The sequence below is a fragment of the Nonomuraea sp. NPDC005730 genome (assembly GCF_040630865.1).
Taxonomy (GTDB): Bacteria; Actinomycetota; Actinomycetes; order Streptosporangiales; family Streptosporangiaceae; genus Nonomuraea.
This window is the reverse complement of record NZ_JBEXYK010000034.1, coordinates 1-20,085: the sequence shown is the minus strand read 5'-3', so window position 1 is coordinate 20,085 and position 20,085 is coordinate 1. Positions and strand designations below refer to the sequence as shown.

The window sequence follows — 20,085 nt, the reverse complement described above, 5'->3', positions numbered from 1 at the left end:
GCCGGCGTCCCGGCGGGGGGTCAGAGTTTCCTGGGCAGCACCGGGCTCGCGTCGGTCCAGCCGGACGCCGTCAGCGCGGTCCACGCGGTGACCTGCGCCCGGTCGCCGTCGGAGAGCCGGTCCTCCACGGCCAGCAGCCGGCCGGACGCGTCGTCGATGATGATCCGCCGCGATCCGCCCAGCAGCTCGATCCCCGTCCCCACGCGCCCCAGAGGGTCGCCGGTCGCGCCGATGTTCCGCACGCTCGGCAGGCCCGCGAGCATCCGGTAGAGCCCGGCCCGCACCTTGAGCGTGGTCGGCAGCTGGGACAGCAGGCTGGTGGCCTGCGCGAACAACGACTCGTCGGACGGCTGACCGATCGGCCCGGTCCACCGCTGGAGGACCTTCTTGAGCGCCGCCGGATCGTCCGGCAGGCCCATCACCTGTTCCGTGGTGACGTGCGCGGCACCGACCTGGGGGTAGGACACCTCCGGGTTGCGACTGTCGTCGAGCCGGTTGGCGAACGGCGGCGCGGGCAGCACCCCGCCCACCCCGGGCACGGCGGCTCCCGCGCAGTCGCCGAGCCGCCACGCGCCCTGCCCGCGCCAGATCTCCTCATCGACCGGGGTGAGCGGCTTGCCCGACTGGGCGGTGACCACCAGCCAGCTGGGCTCGCGCGCCGCCTTCGCCATCCAGAGCTCGTGGGCGCACGTCACCCGGTACCTGACGCTCTTGGGGGTCCCGCCGCCGGGGGGCCCCTGTCCCGCGCTCTGCAGCGCCATGCTCTGCCCGACGGTGTGCCAGTAGCGGCCGGTCACCGGGGTCGCGGTCTCGATGCGCTGCGCGGCGGCGAGCAGCACGGTGCGGGCGGACACGGGGGCAGGCGCCGCGGGCCGGTGGTCCGTGCTCCGCACGAGTACGACCGCCGCCACCGCGACGGCCGCGACGGCGGTGAAGCGCAGGGTGGCCGGCAGGCTCCGTCTCGGGCGCGGGCGCCGGCGACCAGGCTCTCCGGGCGAGTCGAGGGCGGCCAGGGCGAGCACGTCGGCGGCGGAGAGCCGCGAGCCGCGGTCCAGCGAGGCCGGGCGGGCCTTGGCGAGCAGGTCCATCGGGTCGGGCTTGCGGCTCATCGGAGCTTCCTTCCTGGAACGGTGACGGGCTGGGGGGACGTGGCGGTGCCGCCGGCCTCCATCGCCGACCGCAGCCGGCGACGCGCCCGGTGCAGCCGGACGAAGAAGACGGCCTTGGTGCAGCCGAGCACCTCGGCCGCCTCCGCGGTGGACAGGCCGTGCCAGGTGGTCAGGGTCAGCAGCTCCTTGTCGGCCTCGGACAAGGAGGCCAGCGCCCGCAGTACGGCGACCCGCTCGGTGGCCTGTTCGCCCGCGTCGAGTGCGGCCTCCTCGACCCAGGTCCGCAGCTCGGCCTCCAGGGCCTGACGCCGTACGGTCTGCCGGAAGTCGTCGCGCAGGACGTTGCGGGCGACGCGGAAGAGCCACGGCAACTCGGCGTGGGCCGGAATGTCGTCCAGCCGCCGCCAGGCCACCAGGAAGGTCTCGCTGACCACTTCCTCCGCGAGCTGGTGCCCGGCGCGGCCGGCCGCGTAGGCGTACACCCGCGGCCGGTAGGTGTCGTAGAGCACGGTGAAGCGCTCGTGTGGGTCGGGCAAACCGTGTCCTTCGGTCGCGGATGAGTCGTTCGTAGAACATGTGGTCCGAAGGGCGGCTTTCTTACATCCTGGTTCCGGATCTCTCGCGAACCGGTCTAGCCGGCGAGGGCCTCGGTGATTTGGCGGGTGGTCTGCGCGGCGACCCTCGGGCTGACGGCGGCGTAGGCGGTGTACGCGTTCAGGCCGGTGGCAAGGGCCCAGCCGCGGCCCCTGGTCCAGGTGGCCTCGTCCACGCCGAGCGCGGCGCGGAAGGCGGCCCGGCTGCCGGCCGACATCAGGGTGAAGGCGATCATCAGGTCGGCGGCCGGGTCGCCGATGCCGAGCCCGCCGAAGTCGATGACCGCGCTGACGCGGCCGTCGACGGTCAGCACGTTGCCGGTGTGGAAGTCGCCGTGGAACCAGACCGGCGCACGGTCCCAGCCGGGGGCGCTCATGGCCGCGTCCCACAGCCCGGTCATGGCGGCGCGGTCGAACACGCCGCCGAGCGCCGCGATGGCGGCCCGCGTCGCGCGATCGCGGCCCGCCAGCGGCTGCCCGGCGAGGTCCGGGCGGCCCTGCAGCGACGGGACGGACCCGGGCGCGAACCGCTGCAGGGCGACCAGGAACTCCGCCAGCCCCTCGGCGGCCGCGGACGAGTCGGCCAGCGCCTCGACGGTGGCCACCTCGCCCTCCAGCCAGCGGGACACCGCCCACCGCCACGGGTAGCCGAAGCCGGGCTCGCCCACCTCCACCGGCACCGGGACGGCCAGGGGCAGCCGCGGCGCGAGCCTGGGCAGCCACTCGAGTTCCTTGTCGGCCTGCCCGACGGCGTCGGCGTGGCGGGGCAGCCGGACGGACAGCTCCTCCCCCAGCCGGTAGATCACGTGGTCCGAGCCGGCCGGGTCGAGCAGCCGCAGCGGCAACGCGGCCCATTGCGGGAACTGCGTGTCGATCAGCCTCCTGACCAGGGCGGCGTCGATCGTGGGGCGGACGTGCGCGGTGCCCGGGACTGCCAAGGACGACTCCAGCGACGGGCCCGCTCCGTGCGGCGGGCGGCCGGACCATCACAGTGCACCGCGAGCCCGCCTGTCGACCCGATTATCCGAGGACCACCGGGGACGGCGGGCCGGTGGCCCGGCCCGCCGCGACCTCCGGGGCTGTCCTGTACGCGTTCCCGGACGGACCCGCCGGGGTCAGCCGGGGCGGTTGCCGGTCGGGATCACGATCTTGGTCTGCGCGCCCTTGGTCAGGTAGAACGTGGTCCACTTCTTGATCATCTCGTCGAGGAGCCAGGCCGCGGCGGGCACCAGCGGGAGCCCGATCACGCCCTCCCTGAACGCCACCAGCAGCGGCCAGGCGGTCTTGACGACCGGGTCCCACAGCGGCTGGCGCGGGATGCCGTTCCAGTCGGCCGCCTGGTTGCCGGTGAGGTACCTGGAGAACGCGTTGACGAGCGGCCTGTCGATGCTGCCGGGGCTGGTCAGCTCCGCGAGCATGCCGCGCAGGATGTCGTTCAGCTCCACGCCCTCCGGCGTCGGCCCCATGTTCCTGGGCAGCACGATGTCCGACTGGGCGTAGGAGGTTTCCCAGGTGGCGGGGATGAACTCGTCCCTGATGCCGAGCATGTGCGCCAGCAGTTGCAACGAGTGCAGGTACGCCGCGGACTCGGTGGCCGAGATGCGCACCTTCCACTCGCGCATCCCGCGCATGGAGTAGGTCGCCAGGGTGTGCCACGTGACCAGCATGTCCTCCTGGCTGATCGGGATGGGCCCCGGCCAGTGGGGGGACGACTTGAGCAGGTGCCGCACGGCCGCGTGCACCAGCCGGGTCTTGACGGCCTCGACCACGGCCGTCCCGCCGGGCCCCCAGGCGTTCTGGGGCCTGACCGCGTACGCCAGGACGTTCGTCTTGGCGACCCGGTCCTTCAGGTCGGCGCCGCCCGCGGAGTAGTAGACCGCGCGCGCCTCCTTGGGGATGGCGGTGGCCAGCATGCCGGCCCCGACGATGGTGAGCACGACGATGTAGTTGCCCTTGAGCGCGTGGAACCGCGACGCGGCGTCCAGCTTGCTCTGGTCGGCCCACGACGGGAGCCGGCGCGCCTGCTCGATGAAGGCCCGCAGGTCGGCCGGCAGCCCGGCGGGCAGGGGCTGGTCGTTGCGGTTCCAGTCGTGGAGCAGCCGGTTGACCTCGGGGATGAGCCCGCGGTCGAACAGCGAGGCGAGGAGCGGGTCGGCGACGTCGTCCCACACCCATCGAGGGTCGGCGCCGGTGCCGGAGCCCTCGACCGAGCCGGATGCGGGCCACTCCCAGCCGTCGGCGAGGGTCTTGGCCTGGGCCGGGGAGGTGATCCCCAGCGCGCCGAGGGCTCCGAGGGCGCTGCCCGAGATCAGTATCTCGCGCCTGCTCAGCTCTGCCATGCTCTGCACTCCTTCGAGATGGGGGGTCCCGCTCAGGGCAGTCTCGATCGGCTCGCCGGAGATCCACCGAACAGGGAGCGCGTGTCGGCGCCGTCGCCGGAATCACGCCTGCTGAGTTCTCCCACGCCGCTTCCTCCTTCTCGTCCGGGGCCGAGAAGTGGGTGATACTGAGAAACAAACCATGAGTCTGTGTATCATCATGAGAGCACGTTGTGATGGACATCACAAGACCCGCCCCTGAGGCAGAATCGATCCAGGAGGTGATCGTGGAATCCGTGCTGTCCGGCTTCATGGCGCCGTCGGGCTCGGAGTCGTTGCTGGAGCGCGCCTTCGTCGACGCCGTCGAACGCGTCGGCGACCCCGACGAGTTACGGACGCGCATCCTCGACGCGGCCTACGAGCAGTTCTGCCGGATGGGCATCAGGCGCTCCACCATGGAGGACGTCGCACGCCTGGCCAAGGTGTCGCGGATCACCGTCTACCGGCGCTTCGACACCAAGGACACGCTGGTCGAGCATGTGGTGCGCCGGGAGTTCCGCCGTTACTTCGACCAGTTCCTCATCGACATAGAGCAGGCCCACACCCCGGCCGACCGGGTGGTCCTCGGCTTCGTCAGCTCGTTGCGGGCCATCCGCGGCAACCCGCTGATCGGCGGTCTCATCGCCACCGAGCCCGACCTGCTCGTGCCGTCCATGATGACCGACGGCGGCCAGACCCTCGCCACGGTGCGGCAGTTCGTCGCCGGCCAGCTCCGCCGGGAGCAACGCGCGGGCAACGTGTCCGACGGCCTCGACGCCGACCTGGTGGCGGAGATGATGGTGCGCATCTCCACCTCCTTCCTGGCGATCCCCAGCGCCGTCATCGACCTCGACGACGACGGGCAGCTCGCCGAGGTGGCCAGGCGCTTCCTCGTGCCCATGCTCCGGCCGCCCGCCTGACCCCCCTGCCGCGCGGGCCCGGGGGCGTCACTTCTCGCCGGGGAAGGCGGCGCGCAGCGCGGAGCCGCGGGTGATGACGGCGACGCCGGCCAGGGCCGACGCCGACAGGCCCTGGAGCACGGCGTACCAGGCCGGGCAGAGGCCGGGGATCAGGTCCACGCCGATGATCGCGATCGGCAGCACGGTGGACAGGGTGCGCACCCGGTCGAACGCCTTGTACGACCCCTCCGCAGCGCGGACGGTCATCCGGTGGATCAGCGGAGCGGCCGCGACCAGGACGGCCCCCCGGATCCACATGAAAGCGGACGCCTCGCCGCCGGTGAACGCCATCACCGCGACCACGCCGAGGACGATGACACCGACGGCCCCGAAGAGCGTGACGCACTTCCTCACCATGGCGAAGGCCTCCTGGGTACGGGCGTCGCCTAGGGCCGTCGTCGCGGTCGTGAGGTCGCCGGTGTTCGTCATGATCTGTCTCCTCCGTGTCGTTGTGGCAGCGAGCCTAGGAAGCACCCGCCGGGCCGGAACATGGGCCTGGCCGTACGGGTGGGTGGGGCTGGACCCACTTCTGCGACCGCCTGTCGCGCCTCCGCCCCGTCGGACGCGGAAGACCCATCGAGTGCCCCCGTCCCGCCCGCCCCTCTTGACTTATTCTTTTGACCGACATATCTACCTTCCTAATGGCATATTCCAGCCACGCAGCGATTGCCGATCAGACGAACTCCGAGGCGATTGGGCAATTCGCCTGGGACCATGAATCCGCGTCGTCACGTTCAGCCTTTCGCCGACCATCTGAACAGTGGAATGGAAATTCGCGATGTCCCACGCACCGGTTCCCTCCGACGCCTTCCCCTCCCCGTCCGGATCGATGTCAGGGCCGTCCCGGCGGGCCGTCCTGGCGGGTGGCGGCACCGCGCTGGCCGCCGCGCTGGTCCCGGCCGCACCGGCGCGGGCCCGCGTGGCGCGGGACGCCGGCCGGACGGCCGTCACCTCCGGCACCGACTTCGCCGTCGCGCCCTCGCCCGACGGCCGCCTGCTCGCCCTCGACCTGCTCGGCGTCCTGTGGGTCTGCTCGTCCTCCGGGGGCGCCGCCCGCAGGCTCACCAGCGACCTGTACGACGTCGCCCAGCCCGACTGGTCCCCCGACGGCGAGACGATCGTGTTCCAGTCGTACCGCGACGGCGTCTTCGACCTGTGGACGATCCGGCCCGACGGGTCCGCGATCAGGAAGCTGACCACCGGCCCGTTCGACCACCGCGAGCCCCGCCACAGCCCGGACGGCCGCACCATCGCGTACTCCTCCGACGCGGGCGGCAGCTACGGCATCCACCTGCTCGACGTCGCCACCGGAGCGAGCCGCGTGCTGACCGACGGCGCCGCCGAGGAGTACGAGCCGGCCTGGTCGCCGGACGGACGCAGGATCGCCTTCGTCGTCGCCGACACCAGGATCGACGTCGTCGAGGTCGCCACCGGCACGCGCGCCACCGCGGTCACGGTGCCCGCCGGGCAGGTCGTCCACCAGCCGTCCTGGCTGCCGAACGGCGCCGACCTCGCCTACCACCACTTCCACTCGGGCGCCAACGACCTGGCCGGCACCGCGGGCGCCCTGGTCACCGGCGAGGAGGTGTTCCCGTTCCGCGCCCGGTTCGCCGCGGACGGACGCTATTACTACACCTCCGCGGGCACCATCAAGGTCCGCCGCCTCGGCTCCGCCACCGCCGGCACGGTCGGCTTCACCGCCGCGCTGACGACGACCACTCCCAAGTACCGGAAAAAGGTCCGGGTATTCGACGAGCCGGGCTCGTTCCCGGTCGCCGGAATCGGCAGTCCGGCCGTTTCACCGGACGGCTCGGCCATCGCCTTCCGCGCGCTCAACGACATCTATCTCATGCGCGGCGACGGAACGCCCGAACCGCTTTTCCGGGACCGCTGGTGGAAAGCCGACCCGGATTTCTCCCCGGACGGCCGGCGGCTGGCATTCGTCACCGACCGCACCGGCACGCTCAACGTCTGGGTCCGCGACCTGGACACCGGCGCCGACCGGCAGGTGACCCGGCTGACCGACTCCGCCGCCCTGTCGGTCCGCTGGTCACCGGACGGGAACGAGATCGCCTACCTGGACCAGGACGGCGCCCTGTGGGTCGTGGAGGTCTCCACCGGCGACCGCCAGAAGATCTACGACGCGACCTTCGAACCGGGCCGCCCGACCTGGTCGCCCGACGGCAGGACCCTGGCGATGGCCGCGGTGGTGCCGTACTCGCGGCGCTACCGGGAGGGGCTGTCCAAGATCCTGCTCGTGGACCGGGCCACGGGCGCCGGCACGTACGTCGACCCCGCGCCCCACCGGTCCCTGCAGACCCGCGGCGACGACGGCCCCGTCTGGTCACCCGACGGCACGATGCTCGCCTTCGCCATGGAGTCGCTCCTGTGGGTGCTGCCCGTCGACCGGACCGGCCGGCCCACCGGCGCGGCCCGTCAGGTCACCCGGGAGGTCTCCGACGCCCCCGTCTGGGCCGGCGACTCGGCCACCCTCCTCTACCTGAACGAGGGCCGTCTCAAGAGGGCGAGCCTCGACGGGAGACCCGCCCGGCCGGTCCCCGTGCGGCTGACCTGGCGCAACGACCCCGGCCCCGACCAGGTCGTCATTCACGCGGGCCGCATGTGGGACGGCGTCTCGGGCCGCGTCGTCCGTGACGTCGACATCGTCGTACGGGGCCAGCGCATCGCCGCGATCGAGCCGCACCGGGACGGACGGCCCGGCGACCTGATCGACGCCCGCGACAGGTTCGTCATGCCCGGCCTGATCGACATCCACCACCACCGCGAGATGCAGGGCTACGCCTACGGGTCGCGGCAGGGGCCGCTGTGGCTGGCCCTGGGCGTCACCACCACGCGCTCGCCGGGCTCGCCCGCGTACCACATGGTCGAGGAACGGGAGTCGGTGCAGTCCGGCGCCCGGCTCGCGCCGCGCTACCTGGGCACCGGCGAGGCCATCGACGGGGCGCGCATCTACTACAACTTCATGCGCCCGACGTACTCGCACGAGCAGTTGCGGCTCGAACTGCGGCGGGCCGCCGCCCTCGACTACGACCTGCTGAAGTGCTACGTGCGGCTGCCGGTCGGCTGGCACCGGGAGGTCATCGACTGGGCCCACCGCCAGGGCAAGCCGGTCAGCTCGCACTACCACTATCCGGCGATCGCCATGGGCGGCGACCAGACCGAGCACGTCGGCGCCACCAACCGGTTCGGCTACTCGCGCACCGTCACGAACGTCGGCTCGGCGTACTCCGACGTCATCTCCATGTTCAACGCCTCGAAGATGGCCAGGACGCCCACCCTGTTCAACTCCTCGACCCTGTACCGGGAGGACACCTCGCTGGTCACCGACGAACGGGTGCGCCGGCTCTACCCGAACTGGCGGATGGCCGCGCTCCGGGCGACGGTCACCGCGGCGCAGACCGCCGACCCGGCGACGGTCCAGGTGGTCCGGACGAACCTCGCCAACCAGGTCGCGCAGCTCACGGCGATGATCCGGGGCGGCGGCGTGGTCACCGCCGGCACCGACGCGCCGATCGACCACCTCGGGCTCAGCCTGCACATGAACCTGCGGGCCATGGTCCGCTACGGCCTGACCCCGCGCGAGACGCTTTCCGCCGCGACCAGCACGTCCGGGGCGTACCTGGGCCTCCCGCTGGGCCGGATCGCCAAGGGCATGTACGCCGACCTGGCCATCGTCGACGGCGACCCGTTGTCCCGCATCGAGGACGCGGCCAACGTCACCGCCGTCGTCGTCGGCGGCAGGCATCACACCGTCGAGCGGCTTCTCGCGCCCTACCCGTCCGCCACCGCCACCGACCAGGCGGCCTCCGCGGTCTCCGCGCCTGGCGGCGGGGTCAAGGCCCGCGTCCCCGTCCATCCGAGCACGGCGGGCCACTGGTGGAACGCCCCCGCCCACCTCGACCAGGCCCGCACCGCCTGCTGCGACGGCCACTGAACGGATCCCGCCCGGGTCAGGACGCCGGAATGTCCGAACGGCCGATCCCGGTCGGCCGTTCGGCCGATCAAGATCAACCGCACTCCCCCTAGCGTCGGTGCCGACATCATCAGAAGAGGGGGCTTTCTGTGCGTGCACGAAAGGTCGTCACAGCCGTCGCCGCGAGCGCGACCCTGATGGCGGGGATGGCGGTCACCGGCCAGGCGTCGGCGGACGTCATGCGTGACAACGGGACCGGCGGCGTGACGAGGTTCCACCGCCAGGCGCTCGCCTGGCACCGCTGCGCGACCGGTCCGGGCGACGACACCGGCGCGGCTCTGGACGCGGCGGGCGCCCAGTGCGCCGAGGTCACCGTCCCGCTGGACTACCGCAGGCCCCGGGGGCGGACCGTGTCGGTGGCGATCTCACGGATCAAGGCGGCCGATCCCGGCGCGCGCCGGGGCGTCCTGCTGATCAATCCCGGTGGTCCCGGCGGGAGCGGGCTGCGACAGCCGCTGCTCGGCAGGCTCATGCCCGCCGTCGCGGCCCGCTACGACCTGATCGGGATGGATCCGCGCTTCGTCGGCCGCAGCACGCCGATCCGCTGCCGGTGGACGACCGACACCCCCACCCGGTCGGCCGGCCCGACCCGCCGCACGTTCGACGAGAGCGCGACCCTCATGAAGGAGCTGGCCGCCGGATGCGTCCAGGGCAACCGTGACCTGCTTCCGCACGCCTCCACCCGCAACACCGCCCGCGACATGGACGTCATCCGCGCCGCGCTCGGCGAGCCCAGATTGTCCTACCTCGGCTACTCCTACGGCACCTACCTGGGCGCCGTCTACGCGCAGCTGTTCGGTAGCCGCGCCGACCGGTTCGTGCTGGACAGCGCGGTGGACCCGGACGTCTACGGCCCCGACCTGCTGTCCGCGAACGGCCCGGCGATCGACGCCGCGCTGAGGCACTGGGCCTCCTGGGCCGCCGCCCGCGACTCCGAGTACGGCCTGGGCGCCACCGAGGCCGACGTCCTGGCCACCGTGCAGCGGGTGAACCGGGCCGCGTCCCGTCGTCCGCTGCGCGTCGGCGCGTACCGGATCGGCGCCCACCACGTCCCCTACCTGCTGTTCATCCGCCTCTACGACGACAGCGCCAAGGCGTACGCCGGCCTTGCCGCGGAGGTGCGGACGCTGGCCGGCGCCGCCCGCGGCGACGCGGTCACCGTCCCGGCGTCGCTGATGGAGACGCTCGACGGCCTGTTCACCGGGTCGGGGCCGGCCGAGGACCGGTCGGGCACCCCGATCCTCTGCGCGGACCGGGCCGCCTCCCGCGACCTGGAGTCCTACTACCGCGACATCCAGGCCCACCGCGCGGACGAGCCGCTGTTCGGGCCGATGACCCGCAACCTCGGCCCCTGCTCCTTCTGGCCGGGCGCACCGGTGGAGGCGCCCACCGAGCTCGGCAACGACGTCCCGCTGCTGGTCGTCGGGGCCGACGGCGACCCCGTCACGCCCTTCGCCGGCCAGCGGTCCATGCACCGGGCGCTGACCGGCTCGCGCATGATCACCCTGCGCGGCGCCTTCCGCCACGGCGCCTACCTCGCCGCGGGCGACACCTGCGTGGACGCCACCGTCAACCGGTACCTGGTGGACGGCGTCCTGCCCGGCGAGGACACCACCTGCGACGGGACCGGCCGGGGGTGACCCCGGCCGCGGATCGACCGGCGGGGTGAGCCCCGCCGCGGGTCAGCCGGAGCGTTGGCAGCGGGCCAGTTCGGCGCGCAGGTCGCGGCGGAGCGCCCGGTCCAGGCCGGGCTGGGCGAGCGCGTCGGCGAAGTCGCGGGCCGCCTCCTCCCAGCGGCCGAGCCGGGCCAGCGCGGTGCCCCGGTTGTAGCGCGGCTCGGGCGCGGGCGACAGGGCAACCGCCCGGTCCAGGTCGGCCACGGCGGCGCTCACCTCACCGCGTTCGAAGCGGACCGCGGCGCGGTTGGTCCACGCCTCGACCAGCGTCTCGTCGCCCTCCAGCGCCTGGGTGAACAGGTCTTCGGCCGGTTCGCCGCGCTCGGAGCGGATCAGGCCGAGCGTGCACAGCAGCGCGGGGTCCTTGGGGGCCAGCGCGAGGCCGGCCAGCGCGTCCCGTTCGGCGGCGTCGAGCGCGCCGCGCTCCAGGTGGGCATTGACCAGGGCGATCCGGGCGTCCAGGTGGCCGGGGTCGATGGCGAGCGCGTGCTCCAGGTCCTCGCGGGCCCGTTCGTCGCGGCCCCGTTCCAGGTGGAGCACGGCGCGGTTGTAGTAGGCCTCGGGCAGGTGCGGCCCCAGGCTGATGGCGGTGCCGTAGTCCTTGATCGCGGGCTGGACGCGACCGGCCGCCCGGTGCAGGGCGGCCCGGTCCACGTAGTACTCGCTGTTGTCCGGATCGTGGGCGATCACGCTGTCCAGGTCGGCCAGGGCCCGCTCCGGGTCGCCGAGTGCCAGGTGCACCTGGGCGCGGTTGTGCCGCAGGCGGGCCAGGTGCTGCGGGTGCTCGCCCGGCGCGAGCACCGCGGTCAGCCTGGCCAGCCCGTCGTCGACCAGCCGCAGCGCCTGGTCGGGCGCGCCTGCCCTCGCGTCCAGCAAGGCCAGGCCCTGCTCGTAGAAGACGGTGGAGATCACCTGGTGGCGCGGGTCGTCCACGCCCTGTGCCAGTTCGAGCGCCTGTTCCAGCCAGTGCCGCGCCCGCGCGGGGTCCTGGCGGGCGGCCGGGAGGTGGCGGGCGTACAACATGGCTGTGGCGTACGCGGCGGACATGTTGATCTTCAGGTCGCCGGTGGCGGCGCGGGCCTCGTCGTAGAGATCGAGCGCCTCCTCGGCGCGCTCCAGCGCCGCCAGTGCGGTGGCCAGGCCGGTGCTGCAGGCCCACCATTGCCGCAGGTCGCCGTCCGGGGTGACGAGGGCGCGTCCGTGGGCGGCGACGCGGGCCGCGTGGTGGTAGAAGCCGCGGGCCAGGCTGTCGCCGAGGGCGGCGCGGACGGCGTCCGGGGCCGTGGGGAGCGGCGGCGGCTCGGCGGGGCCGTCGTCACGCAGGTCCAGGCGCAGCGGGGTGGCGGCGGTCCGCGGGACCAGGGTGTCCAGCAGTTCGGCGGTGGTCTCGTCGGCGTTCGCGACGTGGTCGAAGGTGACGGTGACCGGGCGGCGGAGGGTGCCGGCCCAGGCGGCGGCGAACTCGGCGGCGCCGTACGCCAGGCAGGCGGTGCGGCGGGCGGGGTGGAACCTGATCGGCTCCTCCTCGGCGGCCGGCCGCGCCGTGCGGTCGAGCCAGGGGGCGATCGCGTACAGCTCGACCCGATGGCGGGCGGCCAGGCGGGGACGCTCGGCGGCGATCGTGGCGAGGAATCCGGCGACCCCGGCGTAGGGACCGTGGCCGCGATGGCAGTCGAAGCGGTTCACGGCCGCACCGGGAGCCGCAGGGGCGGGCACCCGAGAGCGCCCGCCGTCTCGGCACCTACCAGCACCACTCGATCCAGAGCCGGCGGGCACCGGACATCAGGCGCTGCGTGCTCTTGCGGCGGATGGTCATCTTCTTCATGGGCGCCTCCCGGGGAGTGATCCACTTCAAGATGCCCAGAGCATAAACCGGCGTGTCCGAAATGAGTAGACCATCCGGAATTAAAGATGATCTGGCCTCAAGATTGGCGGAAGGCGACACGAAGATCTTGTCGGTGGCGCGATCTATCGTCCCGGCCATGACTTCAGCGACGCAGGCGTACACGTACGCCGCGCCCTCCTCCCTCATCGACGGTCGCCTCGGGTTCGCGACCTCCGGCGGCCGTGCCCTGTCCGGCCCCGCCGTGGCCCCCCGCTTCTTCAGCGGCGTGGTGACCCAGGCCGCCCCCGCCGCGGCGGCCCTGCTCGGCGTCGCCGACGTGGCGCTGGCCCGCTACCACCAGCCGCAGGAGCGGCCCGGCTGGGTGCGCGACCCGGTGGTGACGTGCAACGGCGACCGTCTGCGGTTCGAGTCGTTCTCGGCCTGCGGCGGCGTGTACGCCCGGCTCGACCTGCTGGACGGCGCCCTCGACGGCGAGGTGTTCGACCGGGGCACCACCAACGTCGACGTGAACGCCCCGCTGCGGGAGGCGCTGGCGCGCATCGGCGCGCGCGACTCGCTGCACCTGGGAGTGGGCCTCGACGAGCTGGTCGTGACCACGACGGACGGCGCGGTGGTGGAGAAGAAGGTGCCGCTGCCCGAGCGCTGGCTGCGCGGGTTCGCCGAGGTGCAGGTCATCGCCTCGGGCATGGACCAGCGCGGCGAGCTGGCCGGCATGGCGGCGGTGCGCTTCCTGCGCGGGCTGCCCAGGAAGGGCACGGTGTGGGTGGCGCAGGCGGGGCGCGACCTGAAGGTCTCCGACCGCCGGGTTCCCGGATCCGTCCAGCTCGCCGGCCCCAACCGGCTCGCCACCCTCCTGCCGCTGCTCCGCTTCGCCAAGGCCCTGCGGGTGTACGGCCCGTCCGACGCCGCCTCCAGCGCCTGGGAGCTGGAGCTGCCGGGCATGCGCTACACGCTCACCCTCTCCCCCGAGCGCTGGCGCGGCTTCTCCGGCGAGGGCGCGGTGCTCGACGACCTGGCCACCGACGAGGCCGAGAACGACGCCGACCTGGTCGGCATGCTGCTCAACTTCGAGCCCGAGGTCGAGATCGGCCTGCTGGCCGACCGCGCCGGCATCCCCGCCGACCGGGTCCGGGCCGCGCTGACGCAGCTCGGCGTCGCCGGCCGGGTCGGCTACGACCTGGCGGAGGCCGCCCACTTCCACCGCGAGCTGCCCTACGACAAGGACAACGTGATCGTGCTCAACCCGCGGCTGGCCAAGGCGCGCAGGCTCGTCGAGGCGGGCGCCGTGCGGCTCGACGGCGAGTCGGCCACCGTCCGCACCTCGGGCGGCACGCGTCAGGTCTCGCTGGCCGACGGTTCCTGCACCTGCGAGTGGTGGTGGGACCATCGCGGCTCCCGTGGCCCGTGCAAACACGTGCTGGCCGCCCGGATCGTCGCCCACGCCGCCGTGGAGGTCTCCCGATGACCCTCTGGACGGAGATCCGCGACCTCGTCGTCCGCAAGGAGGCCGGCCGCCTGGCCGACCGGCTGGTCACGCTCACCGAGCAGGAGCGCGCCGAGCTGGCCGGGCAGCTGCCCGGCCTGGTCAAGGAGCTGCGCCGGGTCCGCACCGAGCAGGTGCGCGCCGAGCACCCCGACGACTTCGGGGAGATGGTCTCCTGGGAGGTCGAGAAGCTGTTCACCGGCATGGCCAGGGCGCTGCTGGTGGCCGGCGTCGGGCTCATCACCGGCCCGGCCGCCGCGGTGACGTGGATGACCGGCCGCGACGTCAACCGCCGCTGGGCGCCGGACGTCAGGGTCGACCAGGTGTGCCGGGTGGCGGCCGCCCGTCCCCCGGAATGGCGCCGGGACGTCGCGGTCCGGCTGGCCCGGCGGGTGCGCCGTCCCGCCGACCGCATCGCGCCGCTGGCCGTGGAGCTGCTGCGCCAGTCCGGCGCGGTGCCGCCCGACCATGACCCGCTGGTGGCCGCCTGGCTGTCCCTGCCGACCGTGCCCGGCGACCCGCTGGCCCCTGTGCTGCTGCCCCGGGTCTTCGACGCCGACGGCGCCGGCCGCGTCCTGCGGGAGGAGTCGCTGCAGCCCCGGCCCTCCCGCTGGCTGGCCGCCGTCGCCCGCACGCTGCCCAGGGAGCAGGCGCTCGACGGTTGCGTGAGCCGGTTCCTGCGCGGTGGCGAGCAGCAGGACCTGCGTTTCTTCGTCCGGCTGCACACGCTGCTCGATCCCACGCCCGCGGAGTCGGCTCCCCGCCTGCGCGACTACCTGCGGTTGTTGCCGTCGGCGCCGGGCACGGTCGCCGAGCTGGCCGCCGCGCAGGTACGCGCCGCGATGCCGCTCGATCACGCCGACCTGGTCGAGGCGGTCGACGCCCTCACCTTCCGGGCCGAGGCCAAGCTCGCCGCCACCGGCCTGCGCTGGCTCGACCAGGCGATCCGGGCCACGCCGGAGACCGCCGCCGACTTCGTGACCGCGCTGACCACGGCGTACGCGCACACGTCCTTCGACGTGCGCAACCGCGCGGTCGAGCTGACGCTCAAACACGCCGGCCTGCTCACCGAGCACGCCGAGGCGATCCTCGACGCCGTCCGCGACCTCCCCGCGGACCTGGGCGCGAAGCTGGCCGGGCGGTTCGGCGGGGAGATCCCGGTCGAGGAGCTGCTGGAGCCCAAGGAGTTCCCGCCGCTGCCTGAACCTTCGCAGGCGCGGCGTTTCCCCGAGCCGTCGATCTTCCCCGGCCGGCACGAGCCCTGGATCGACCAGGAGCGCTGGCTGGCGGCCTTCGTCACCGGTGTCGCCGACGACCGCGCGCAGCTGCGCAGCACGCTCGCGTTCCACGTCGAGCAGGCCCACGGCCACTGGCGGCTCAAGGACGTGTGCCTCGATCCCGGCGACTGGCAGGCGGCGCTGGCCGCCGAGCTCGTCACCCCCGGCAGCGTGCCGGAGCTCCCGCCGATCCAGCCGGAGAGGTTCTGGGACCGCGCCGGCCACTCCATGGGAGTGCACGCCGTCACCCGCGGGCAGGAGCCCGAACCGGAGCCGTCGACCAGGCGGATCATGATGGGCGGCGGCTACCGGCCCGGCCGTTTCCTCGACGACGACGCCCCGCTGCGCGTCTTCGTCATCACCTGGAACAGCGACGAGGGCCCGGCCGAGGCGGTGGCCCGCGAGGGTGACCAGGAGATCCCCTTCGCCGGAGGCCGGATCCGGCTGAACGAACCCGACGATCTCCACCCGGTGCGGAAGAGGCCCGGCGTCCGGTACGACGACTCCGTGGAGGCCATGCCGTACCACGTCCTCGACCACGCCTACGACGAAATGGCCGCGCTCGGCGTGGACTCCACCCGGATCGCGGCGATGCGGCTGGGGGAACCGGTGCCCCCGCCGGGCCCGGACGAGCCGCTCGCGCAGGTGACCATCGTGTTCGTCCCGCCGCGGCTGCGTTCGTACCTGCCCGAGGCGCTGTCCGAGCAGGACGAGTGGCGGCGGCGCAACCGGCTGCCCCTCCTCGGCCGGATCGCCCCGCCCCACGACTTCCTGCTGCACCGCTACGCCGAGCTCGCCGCGGCCCTGCGCGAGGGCACCCTCCCGCCGGTGCTGCTGGCCACGCCGACCTGGACGAGCGGCCACCTCGACCCCGACGTGCTGGTCGGCCGGCTGGAGACGTGCGCCGCCGCCGGGGTGGAGCCGCTCCCGGCCGACCTGGCGCAGGCGTTGCTGCGGCTGCCGCGGGGCCGCCATCCGGCGGCGGCCGAGCGGGCCGCCAAGGTCGAGTCGGAGGCGGCACGGTCGGCCGCCCGCCGGCTCGCCGGTGACGGCATGGCCGACCCCGAGTGCGGCCACGTGTGGCGTCACATGGTCAACGCGTCCATGGTCGAGTTCGGCGACGGTGAGCCGGAACACTTCACCGAGGTCAGGCTGCGGCCCGTGCTGCGGGTGACGGCCCCGACCGGTCATCGGCTGATCGACGAGGTGCTGCTGCGTGAACCGCGCGAATGGATGGACAGCGAGTCCGGCCACACGCTGGGGGCGTGGCCGGCCGTTCTGCCCTCCCACCGCGAGGTCGTGGCCGTCAACTTCCTGCCCTACCTGCTTCGCGGCCACTGGGGCACCTGGACCGCTCCGGCGGAGATCACCGGCCTGGAGATCGCCCAGGGGCCGATGGGCGAGTCCACCGCGGTGATCCTCGCCTTCCTCCTGGCCGGCGACGTGCCCGACATGATCCCGCTGGTGCTGCGCATGGCCGCCAGGGGCGAGCTGCCCGCCGAGGCGATCGGCCGCCAGCTCGCGCTGGTGCTGCGCCGCACCTGGCAGGAGACCACCCCCGCCATCGCGGCCCTGACCCGGCTGGCCGAGGCCGGTGGCCACCACGAGGTGTGGCGCGTCATGCGGGCCCTGCTGCCCGTGATGTTGCCCGGCGAGGGGCGGCGCGTCACCGTGAGCCACACCCGGCTCGTCGCCTTCGCCACCGACGTGGCGCTCTGGACCGGCGCGCGCGGGGAGATCCCGGTCGTCGCCGAGTTCGCGCGCAGCCGCCGGACGACCCGCTTCGCCCACGCGTGCCGGCGCCTCCACGCCCAGCTCACCGGAGCCACGTCATGACCGCCGACGACGTCCGCGCCGAGGTCAGGCGCCTGGTGCTCGCCCATGACACCGAGCGGCTGGCGTCGCGGTTGCCGAACCTCACCGGCGACGAGCGGGCCGCCGTCGCCGCCGAGCTGCCGGGCCTGCTCGGCGAGCTGCGCCCGCGGCTGCTCGCCGCCCGCTGGGACGCCTTCGACCAGCTCCCCGGCCCCGCCGAGGCGCTGATGATGGTGGGCGCGGCGACCGTTCCCGGCCCGGCCGGCGCGGCCACCTGGCTGATGAAGCGCGACCTCGATCCCGGAACGTCCGGCGGGCCGAGCCCGGACCGGCTGGTCAGAGCGGTCTCCGGCCGCCCGGCGGCCTGGCGGGCCGACCTGGCGGTCCGGCTCGCGCGCCGCGTCCGCCGTCCCGACGACCGGGCCGTACCGCTGGCCCTGGCGCTGCTGCGCGACGGCGCGGTCACCCCGCCCGACCACGAGCCGCTGGTGGCGGCCTGGTTGTCGGCGGCGGCCGTGGCCGACGACCCGCTGACGCCCCACCTGCTTCCGCGGATCTTCGAGGCGGCCGGCGCGGGCCGGGCGCTGGCCGAGGAGAGGCTCACCCCCGAGCCGTCCCACTGGCTGGCCCTGACCGGCCGCGCGCTGCCGCGCGAGCAGGTCATCGCGGGCTGCGTGCGCCGTTTCCTGCTCGGCGGCGACGCGCGTGACCTGCGCTTCTTCGTCCGGCTGCACACGCTCGTGGCGCCCACGCCGGCGGAGACGGCCGGGCGGGTGCGCGACTACCTGCGGCTGCTGGCCACCGCGCCGGGCCCGGTGGCCGAGCTGGCCTGGCGGCAGGTGCGCGGGGCCCGGCTCGACCCGGCGGACGTCGCCGAGGCCGTCGAGTCGATGACCTTCCGCCCGGAGGCCAAGCTCGCGGTGAAGGGCCTGACCTGGCTCGACCGCGACCTCGGCGCCCACCCGGAACGGGTGAACGACCACGTCACGGCGCTGACCAACGCGTTCGCGCACGCCTCCCACGAGGTGCGCGACCGCGCGGTCGCCCTCACCCTCAAGTACGCCGGCCACCTCACCGACACCGCCGCGATCCTGGAGGGGGCCGAGCTGCTGCCCCCGGCCGCGGCCCGGCGGCTCCACGAACGCTTCGGCGCGGGCCGGACCGGCGACTTCACCCCTGGCCGACTGCCCGATGCCACCGTCCCCGGCCCGTTCCCCGTCCGCGGCCCGGAGGCCGGACCGCCGGCGGAGGCCGGCTGGATCGCCGTCGAGGCGTGGCTGGCGGCGGTCGTGCGGGAGGCCCACGCGAACCCCGGCCCGCTGCGGGAGACGCTGGCCCGGCGGTTCGGCGAGGAGCTGCGGCCGGTGCTCTACGACATGCCGGTGTGGGAGTCGCCGCGCGACTGGTGCACCGCGCTGGCCAGGGAGCTCGTCAACCCGGGCGAGGATCCCGGGCCGCCCGGCTCGCGTCCGCCGCGGCGGCGGCCGCCGTACCGGAGCGGGCCCGGCTCGCCCGACGACCTCGGACAGGCCCTGTACGACGGCATGGTGAACCTCGCGGCCACGGCCTTCCGGCTGCTCCCCGGCCTGCGTACGATGCTCCCGCTGCACGAGCTGCCCGACGACGTGCAGGAGGAGCTGCTGCGGACGGACGACGTCGAGACCGACCCCTACGACCCCGGCGCCCGACCGGCGCCCGCCGACTGGAACCGCCTCCCCCGCCCCGAAAGATGCGCCGGCCCCCACGCCTTCCTGCTGTCCCGCCTCGACGAGCTGTTGCGCGCCGCGAAGGCCGGCGCCCTGCCCCCGGTCCTGCTGGCCACGCCCACCCGCGCCGACGGCCACCTCGACCCCGAGACCCTGCTCACCCGCCTGGCCGGGTGCGCGCGCTCCGGCCGCGAACCGCTGCAGTTCGATCTGGCACAGGCCCTGCTGCGCCTCCCGCCCGATCCCGCCCCCGACCTGGCAGAACGGGCGAAGGGCATCGGCTCGGCGGCCGCCGCCACGGTGGCCCGCCGGCTCGGCCGCGGCGCGCCCCCTCCCCCGCGGGTCGAGGTGACCTGGACCCCCGACCTCGGCTCGGCGCCCCACGCCCATGCCCTCGACCGGCGTGGGATCGCCGCCGTGAGCTGGCCGCCTGCCGAGCCCACCGGCCTCGCCCACGCCGACGCCCTGCTGGCCGCGCCCTCCGGGAGGGGTGGCTTCCGGCGCGGGTCACGTGACTTCTGGCCGGGCATGACGCCCCACCACCGGGAGCTCGCTGCGGCCCATCTGGCGCTCGGCCTGCTCGACCACGCGGTCCCGCCCGGCATCGACGACCTGCGCGGCCTGGCGCCGGCCGAAGGCGGGTCCGGCCCGGCCACGGCCCTGGTACTGGCCTACCTGCTCACGGTGGAGGGCGACGACGCGGTGCCCCCGCTGCTCGAACTGGCGGCCAGGGGCGCGCTCCCCGCCGCCGAGACGGGCCGCCTGCTGGGCATGCTGAGCCGCCGCAGCGGCTCAGGGGCCGGCCTCGCCCTGCCGTCGCTGGAACTGGCCGCCCGGCAGGGCGCGCACGCCGAGGTGTGGACGATCCTGCGCCATTTCCTGGCCGTCCTCCTCCCGCGCGAGGGCGAGCGGGCCCGGGGTGCGCACACCGACGCCGTCGTGCTGGCCACGGAGGTCGCCATGTGGGCCGGCGCGCGCGGCGGGATCCCGGAGGTGGCCGCCCACGCGGACAGACGCGGCTCGACCTCGCTCACCCGGGCCTGCCGGGGCCTCCACCAGGCGCTGACCCGGGAGCCCTGAACCGGCCCGGCGCCGATCCCGCCGACCAAGCCGAAGCGGCGCCGGGATCAACGCCGACCAAGCCGAAGCGGCGCCGGGATCAACGCCGACCAAGCCGAAGCGGCGCCGGGATCAGTGCCGGACATGCCGAAGCGGCGCCGGGGTCGGCCCGGCCCGGCACCTTTTGGGACTGATGAAGTTAATTTCACAA

The 20,085-nt window shown here is 74.2% G+C and carries 13 protein-coding genes; 6 read left to right on the top strand and 7 right to left on the bottom strand.

Annotated elements, in window-relative coordinates; genetic code table 11:
* Nucleotides 1–20: 20 nt before the first annotated feature.
* The 4 genes from ABZ444_RS30930 to ABZ444_RS30915 form a co-directional block, all read right to left on the bottom strand.
* On the bottom strand, nt 21–1,109 hold the full coding sequence (locus ABZ444_RS30930; protein WP_358004334.1) for a CU044_5270 family protein: 1,089 nt from the start codon (nt 1,107–1,109) through the stop codon (nt 21–23).
* Nucleotides 1,106–1,645 (bottom strand): RNA polymerase sigma factor, encoded by a 540-nt coding sequence (locus ABZ444_RS30925; protein WP_358004331.1) that lies wholly within the window; start codon nt 1,643–1,645, stop codon nt 1,106–1,108. The genes ABZ444_RS30930 and ABZ444_RS30925 overlap by 4 nt, the downstream gene beginning before the upstream one ends.
* 95 nt (nt 1,646–1,740) lie before the next feature.
* Nucleotides 1,741–2,640, bottom strand: a complete 900-nt coding sequence (locus ABZ444_RS30920; protein ID WP_358004328.1) for an aminoglycoside phosphotransferase family protein — start codon at nt 2,638–2,640, stop codon at nt 1,741–1,743.
* 177 nt (nt 2,641–2,817) lie between these two features.
* The gene (locus ABZ444_RS30915) at nt 2,818–4,041 is read right to left on the bottom strand and encodes an oxygenase MpaB family protein (RefSeq protein ID WP_358004325.1); all 1,224 of its coding nucleotides are present in this window, start codon (nt 4,039–4,041) and stop codon (nt 2,818–2,820) included.
* A gap of 290 nt (nt 4,042–4,331) precedes the next feature.
* Between ABZ444_RS30915 and ABZ444_RS30910 the strand changes: the two genes are divergently transcribed.
* On the top strand, nt 4,332–4,979 hold the full coding sequence (locus ABZ444_RS30910; protein WP_358004566.1) for a TetR/AcrR family transcriptional regulator: 648 nt from the start codon (nt 4,332–4,334) through the stop codon (nt 4,977–4,979).
* A 27-nt stretch (nt 4,980–5,006) separates the two neighbouring features.
* On the opposite strand, the gene ABZ444_RS30905 is transcribed toward ABZ444_RS30910, so the two are convergent.
* Nucleotides 5,007–5,447, bottom strand: coding sequence for a hypothetical protein (locus ABZ444_RS30905; protein WP_358004322.1), 441 nt, complete (start codon nt 5,445–5,447; stop codon nt 5,007–5,009).
* A gap of 349 nt (nt 5,448–5,796) precedes the next feature.
* Here ABZ444_RS30905 and ABZ444_RS30900 point away from each other — a divergent pair, with 349 nt between their 5' ends.
* Nucleotides 5,797–8,973: an amidohydrolase family protein gene (locus tag ABZ444_RS30900; RefSeq protein ID WP_358004319.1), complete on the top strand. Its 3,177-nt coding sequence runs from the start codon at nt 5,797–5,799 to the stop codon at nt 8,971–8,973.
* Nucleotides 8,974–9,101: 128 nt separating this feature from the next.
* Nucleotides 9,102–10,652: an alpha/beta hydrolase gene (locus tag ABZ444_RS30895; RefSeq protein WP_358004316.1), complete on the top strand. Its 1,551-nt coding sequence runs from the start codon at nt 9,102–9,104 to the stop codon at nt 10,650–10,652.
* A gap of 42 nt (nt 10,653–10,694) precedes the next feature.
* On the opposite strand, the gene ABZ444_RS30890 is transcribed toward ABZ444_RS30895, so the two are convergent.
* Nucleotides 10,695–12,374, bottom strand: coding sequence for a tetratricopeptide repeat protein (locus ABZ444_RS30890; RefSeq protein WP_358004313.1), 1,680 nt, complete (start codon nt 12,372–12,374; stop codon nt 10,695–10,697).
* Between the two features lie 55 nt (nt 12,375–12,429).
* Nucleotides 12,430–12,696: a hypothetical protein gene (locus ABZ444_RS30885; protein ID WP_357972357.1), complete on the bottom strand. Its 267-nt coding sequence runs from the start codon at nt 12,694–12,696 to the stop codon at nt 12,430–12,432.
* On the opposite strand from ABZ444_RS30885, the gene ABZ444_RS30880 reads away from it, so the two are divergent.
* The 3 genes from ABZ444_RS30880 to ABZ444_RS30870 are packed head-to-tail and all read left to right on the top strand — an operon-like array spanning nt 12,671 to nt 19,895.
* Entirely contained in the window at nt 12,671–13,999 is a 1,329-nt protein-coding gene (locus tag ABZ444_RS30880) for an SWIM zinc finger family protein (RefSeq protein WP_358004310.1), read from the top strand. The two genes, ABZ444_RS30885 and ABZ444_RS30880, sit on opposite strands and share 26 nt — an antisense overlap.
* Nucleotides 13,996–17,130, top strand: a complete 3,135-nt coding sequence (locus ABZ444_RS30875) for a hypothetical protein (protein WP_358004307.1) — start codon at nt 13,996–13,998, stop codon at nt 17,128–17,130. Before ABZ444_RS30880 ends, ABZ444_RS30875 begins: the two co-directional genes overlap by 4 nt.
* Nucleotides 17,127–19,895: a hypothetical protein gene (locus tag ABZ444_RS30870; RefSeq protein WP_358004304.1), complete on the top strand. Its 2,769-nt coding sequence runs from the start codon at nt 17,127–17,129 to the stop codon at nt 19,893–19,895. Before ABZ444_RS30875 ends, ABZ444_RS30870 begins: the two co-directional genes overlap by 4 nt.
* Nucleotides 19,896–20,085 lie beyond the last annotated feature (190 nt).

Coding starts and splice junctions, on each gene's coding strand:
- ABZ444_RS30870 (WP_358004304.1), top strand. CDS start 17,127: ATGACCGCCGACGACGTCCGCGCCGAGGTCAGGCGCCTGGTGCTCGCC.
- ABZ444_RS30930 (WP_358004334.1), bottom strand. CDS start 1,109: ATGAGCCGCAAGCCCGACCCGATGGACCTGCTCGCCAAGGCCCGCCCG.
- ABZ444_RS30875 (WP_358004307.1), top strand. CDS start 13,996: ATGACCCTCTGGACGGAGATCCGCGACCTCGTCGTCCGCAAGGAGGCC.
- ABZ444_RS30905 (WP_358004322.1), bottom strand. CDS start 5,447: ATGACGAACACCGGCGACCTCACGACCGCGACGACGGCCCTAGGCGAC.
- ABZ444_RS30910 (WP_358004566.1), top strand. CDS start 4,332: ATGGCGCCGTCGGGCTCGGAGTCGTTGCTGGAGCGCGCCTTCGTCGAC.
- ABZ444_RS30900 (WP_358004319.1), top strand. CDS start 5,797: ATGTCCCACGCACCGGTTCCCTCCGACGCCTTCCCCTCCCCGTCCGGA.
- ABZ444_RS30915 (WP_358004325.1), bottom strand. CDS start 4,041: ATGGCAGAGCTGAGCAGGCGCGAGATACTGATCTCGGGCAGCGCCCTC.
- ABZ444_RS30880 (WP_358004310.1), top strand. CDS start 12,671: ATGACTTCAGCGACGCAGGCGTACACGTACGCCGCGCCCTCCTCCCTC.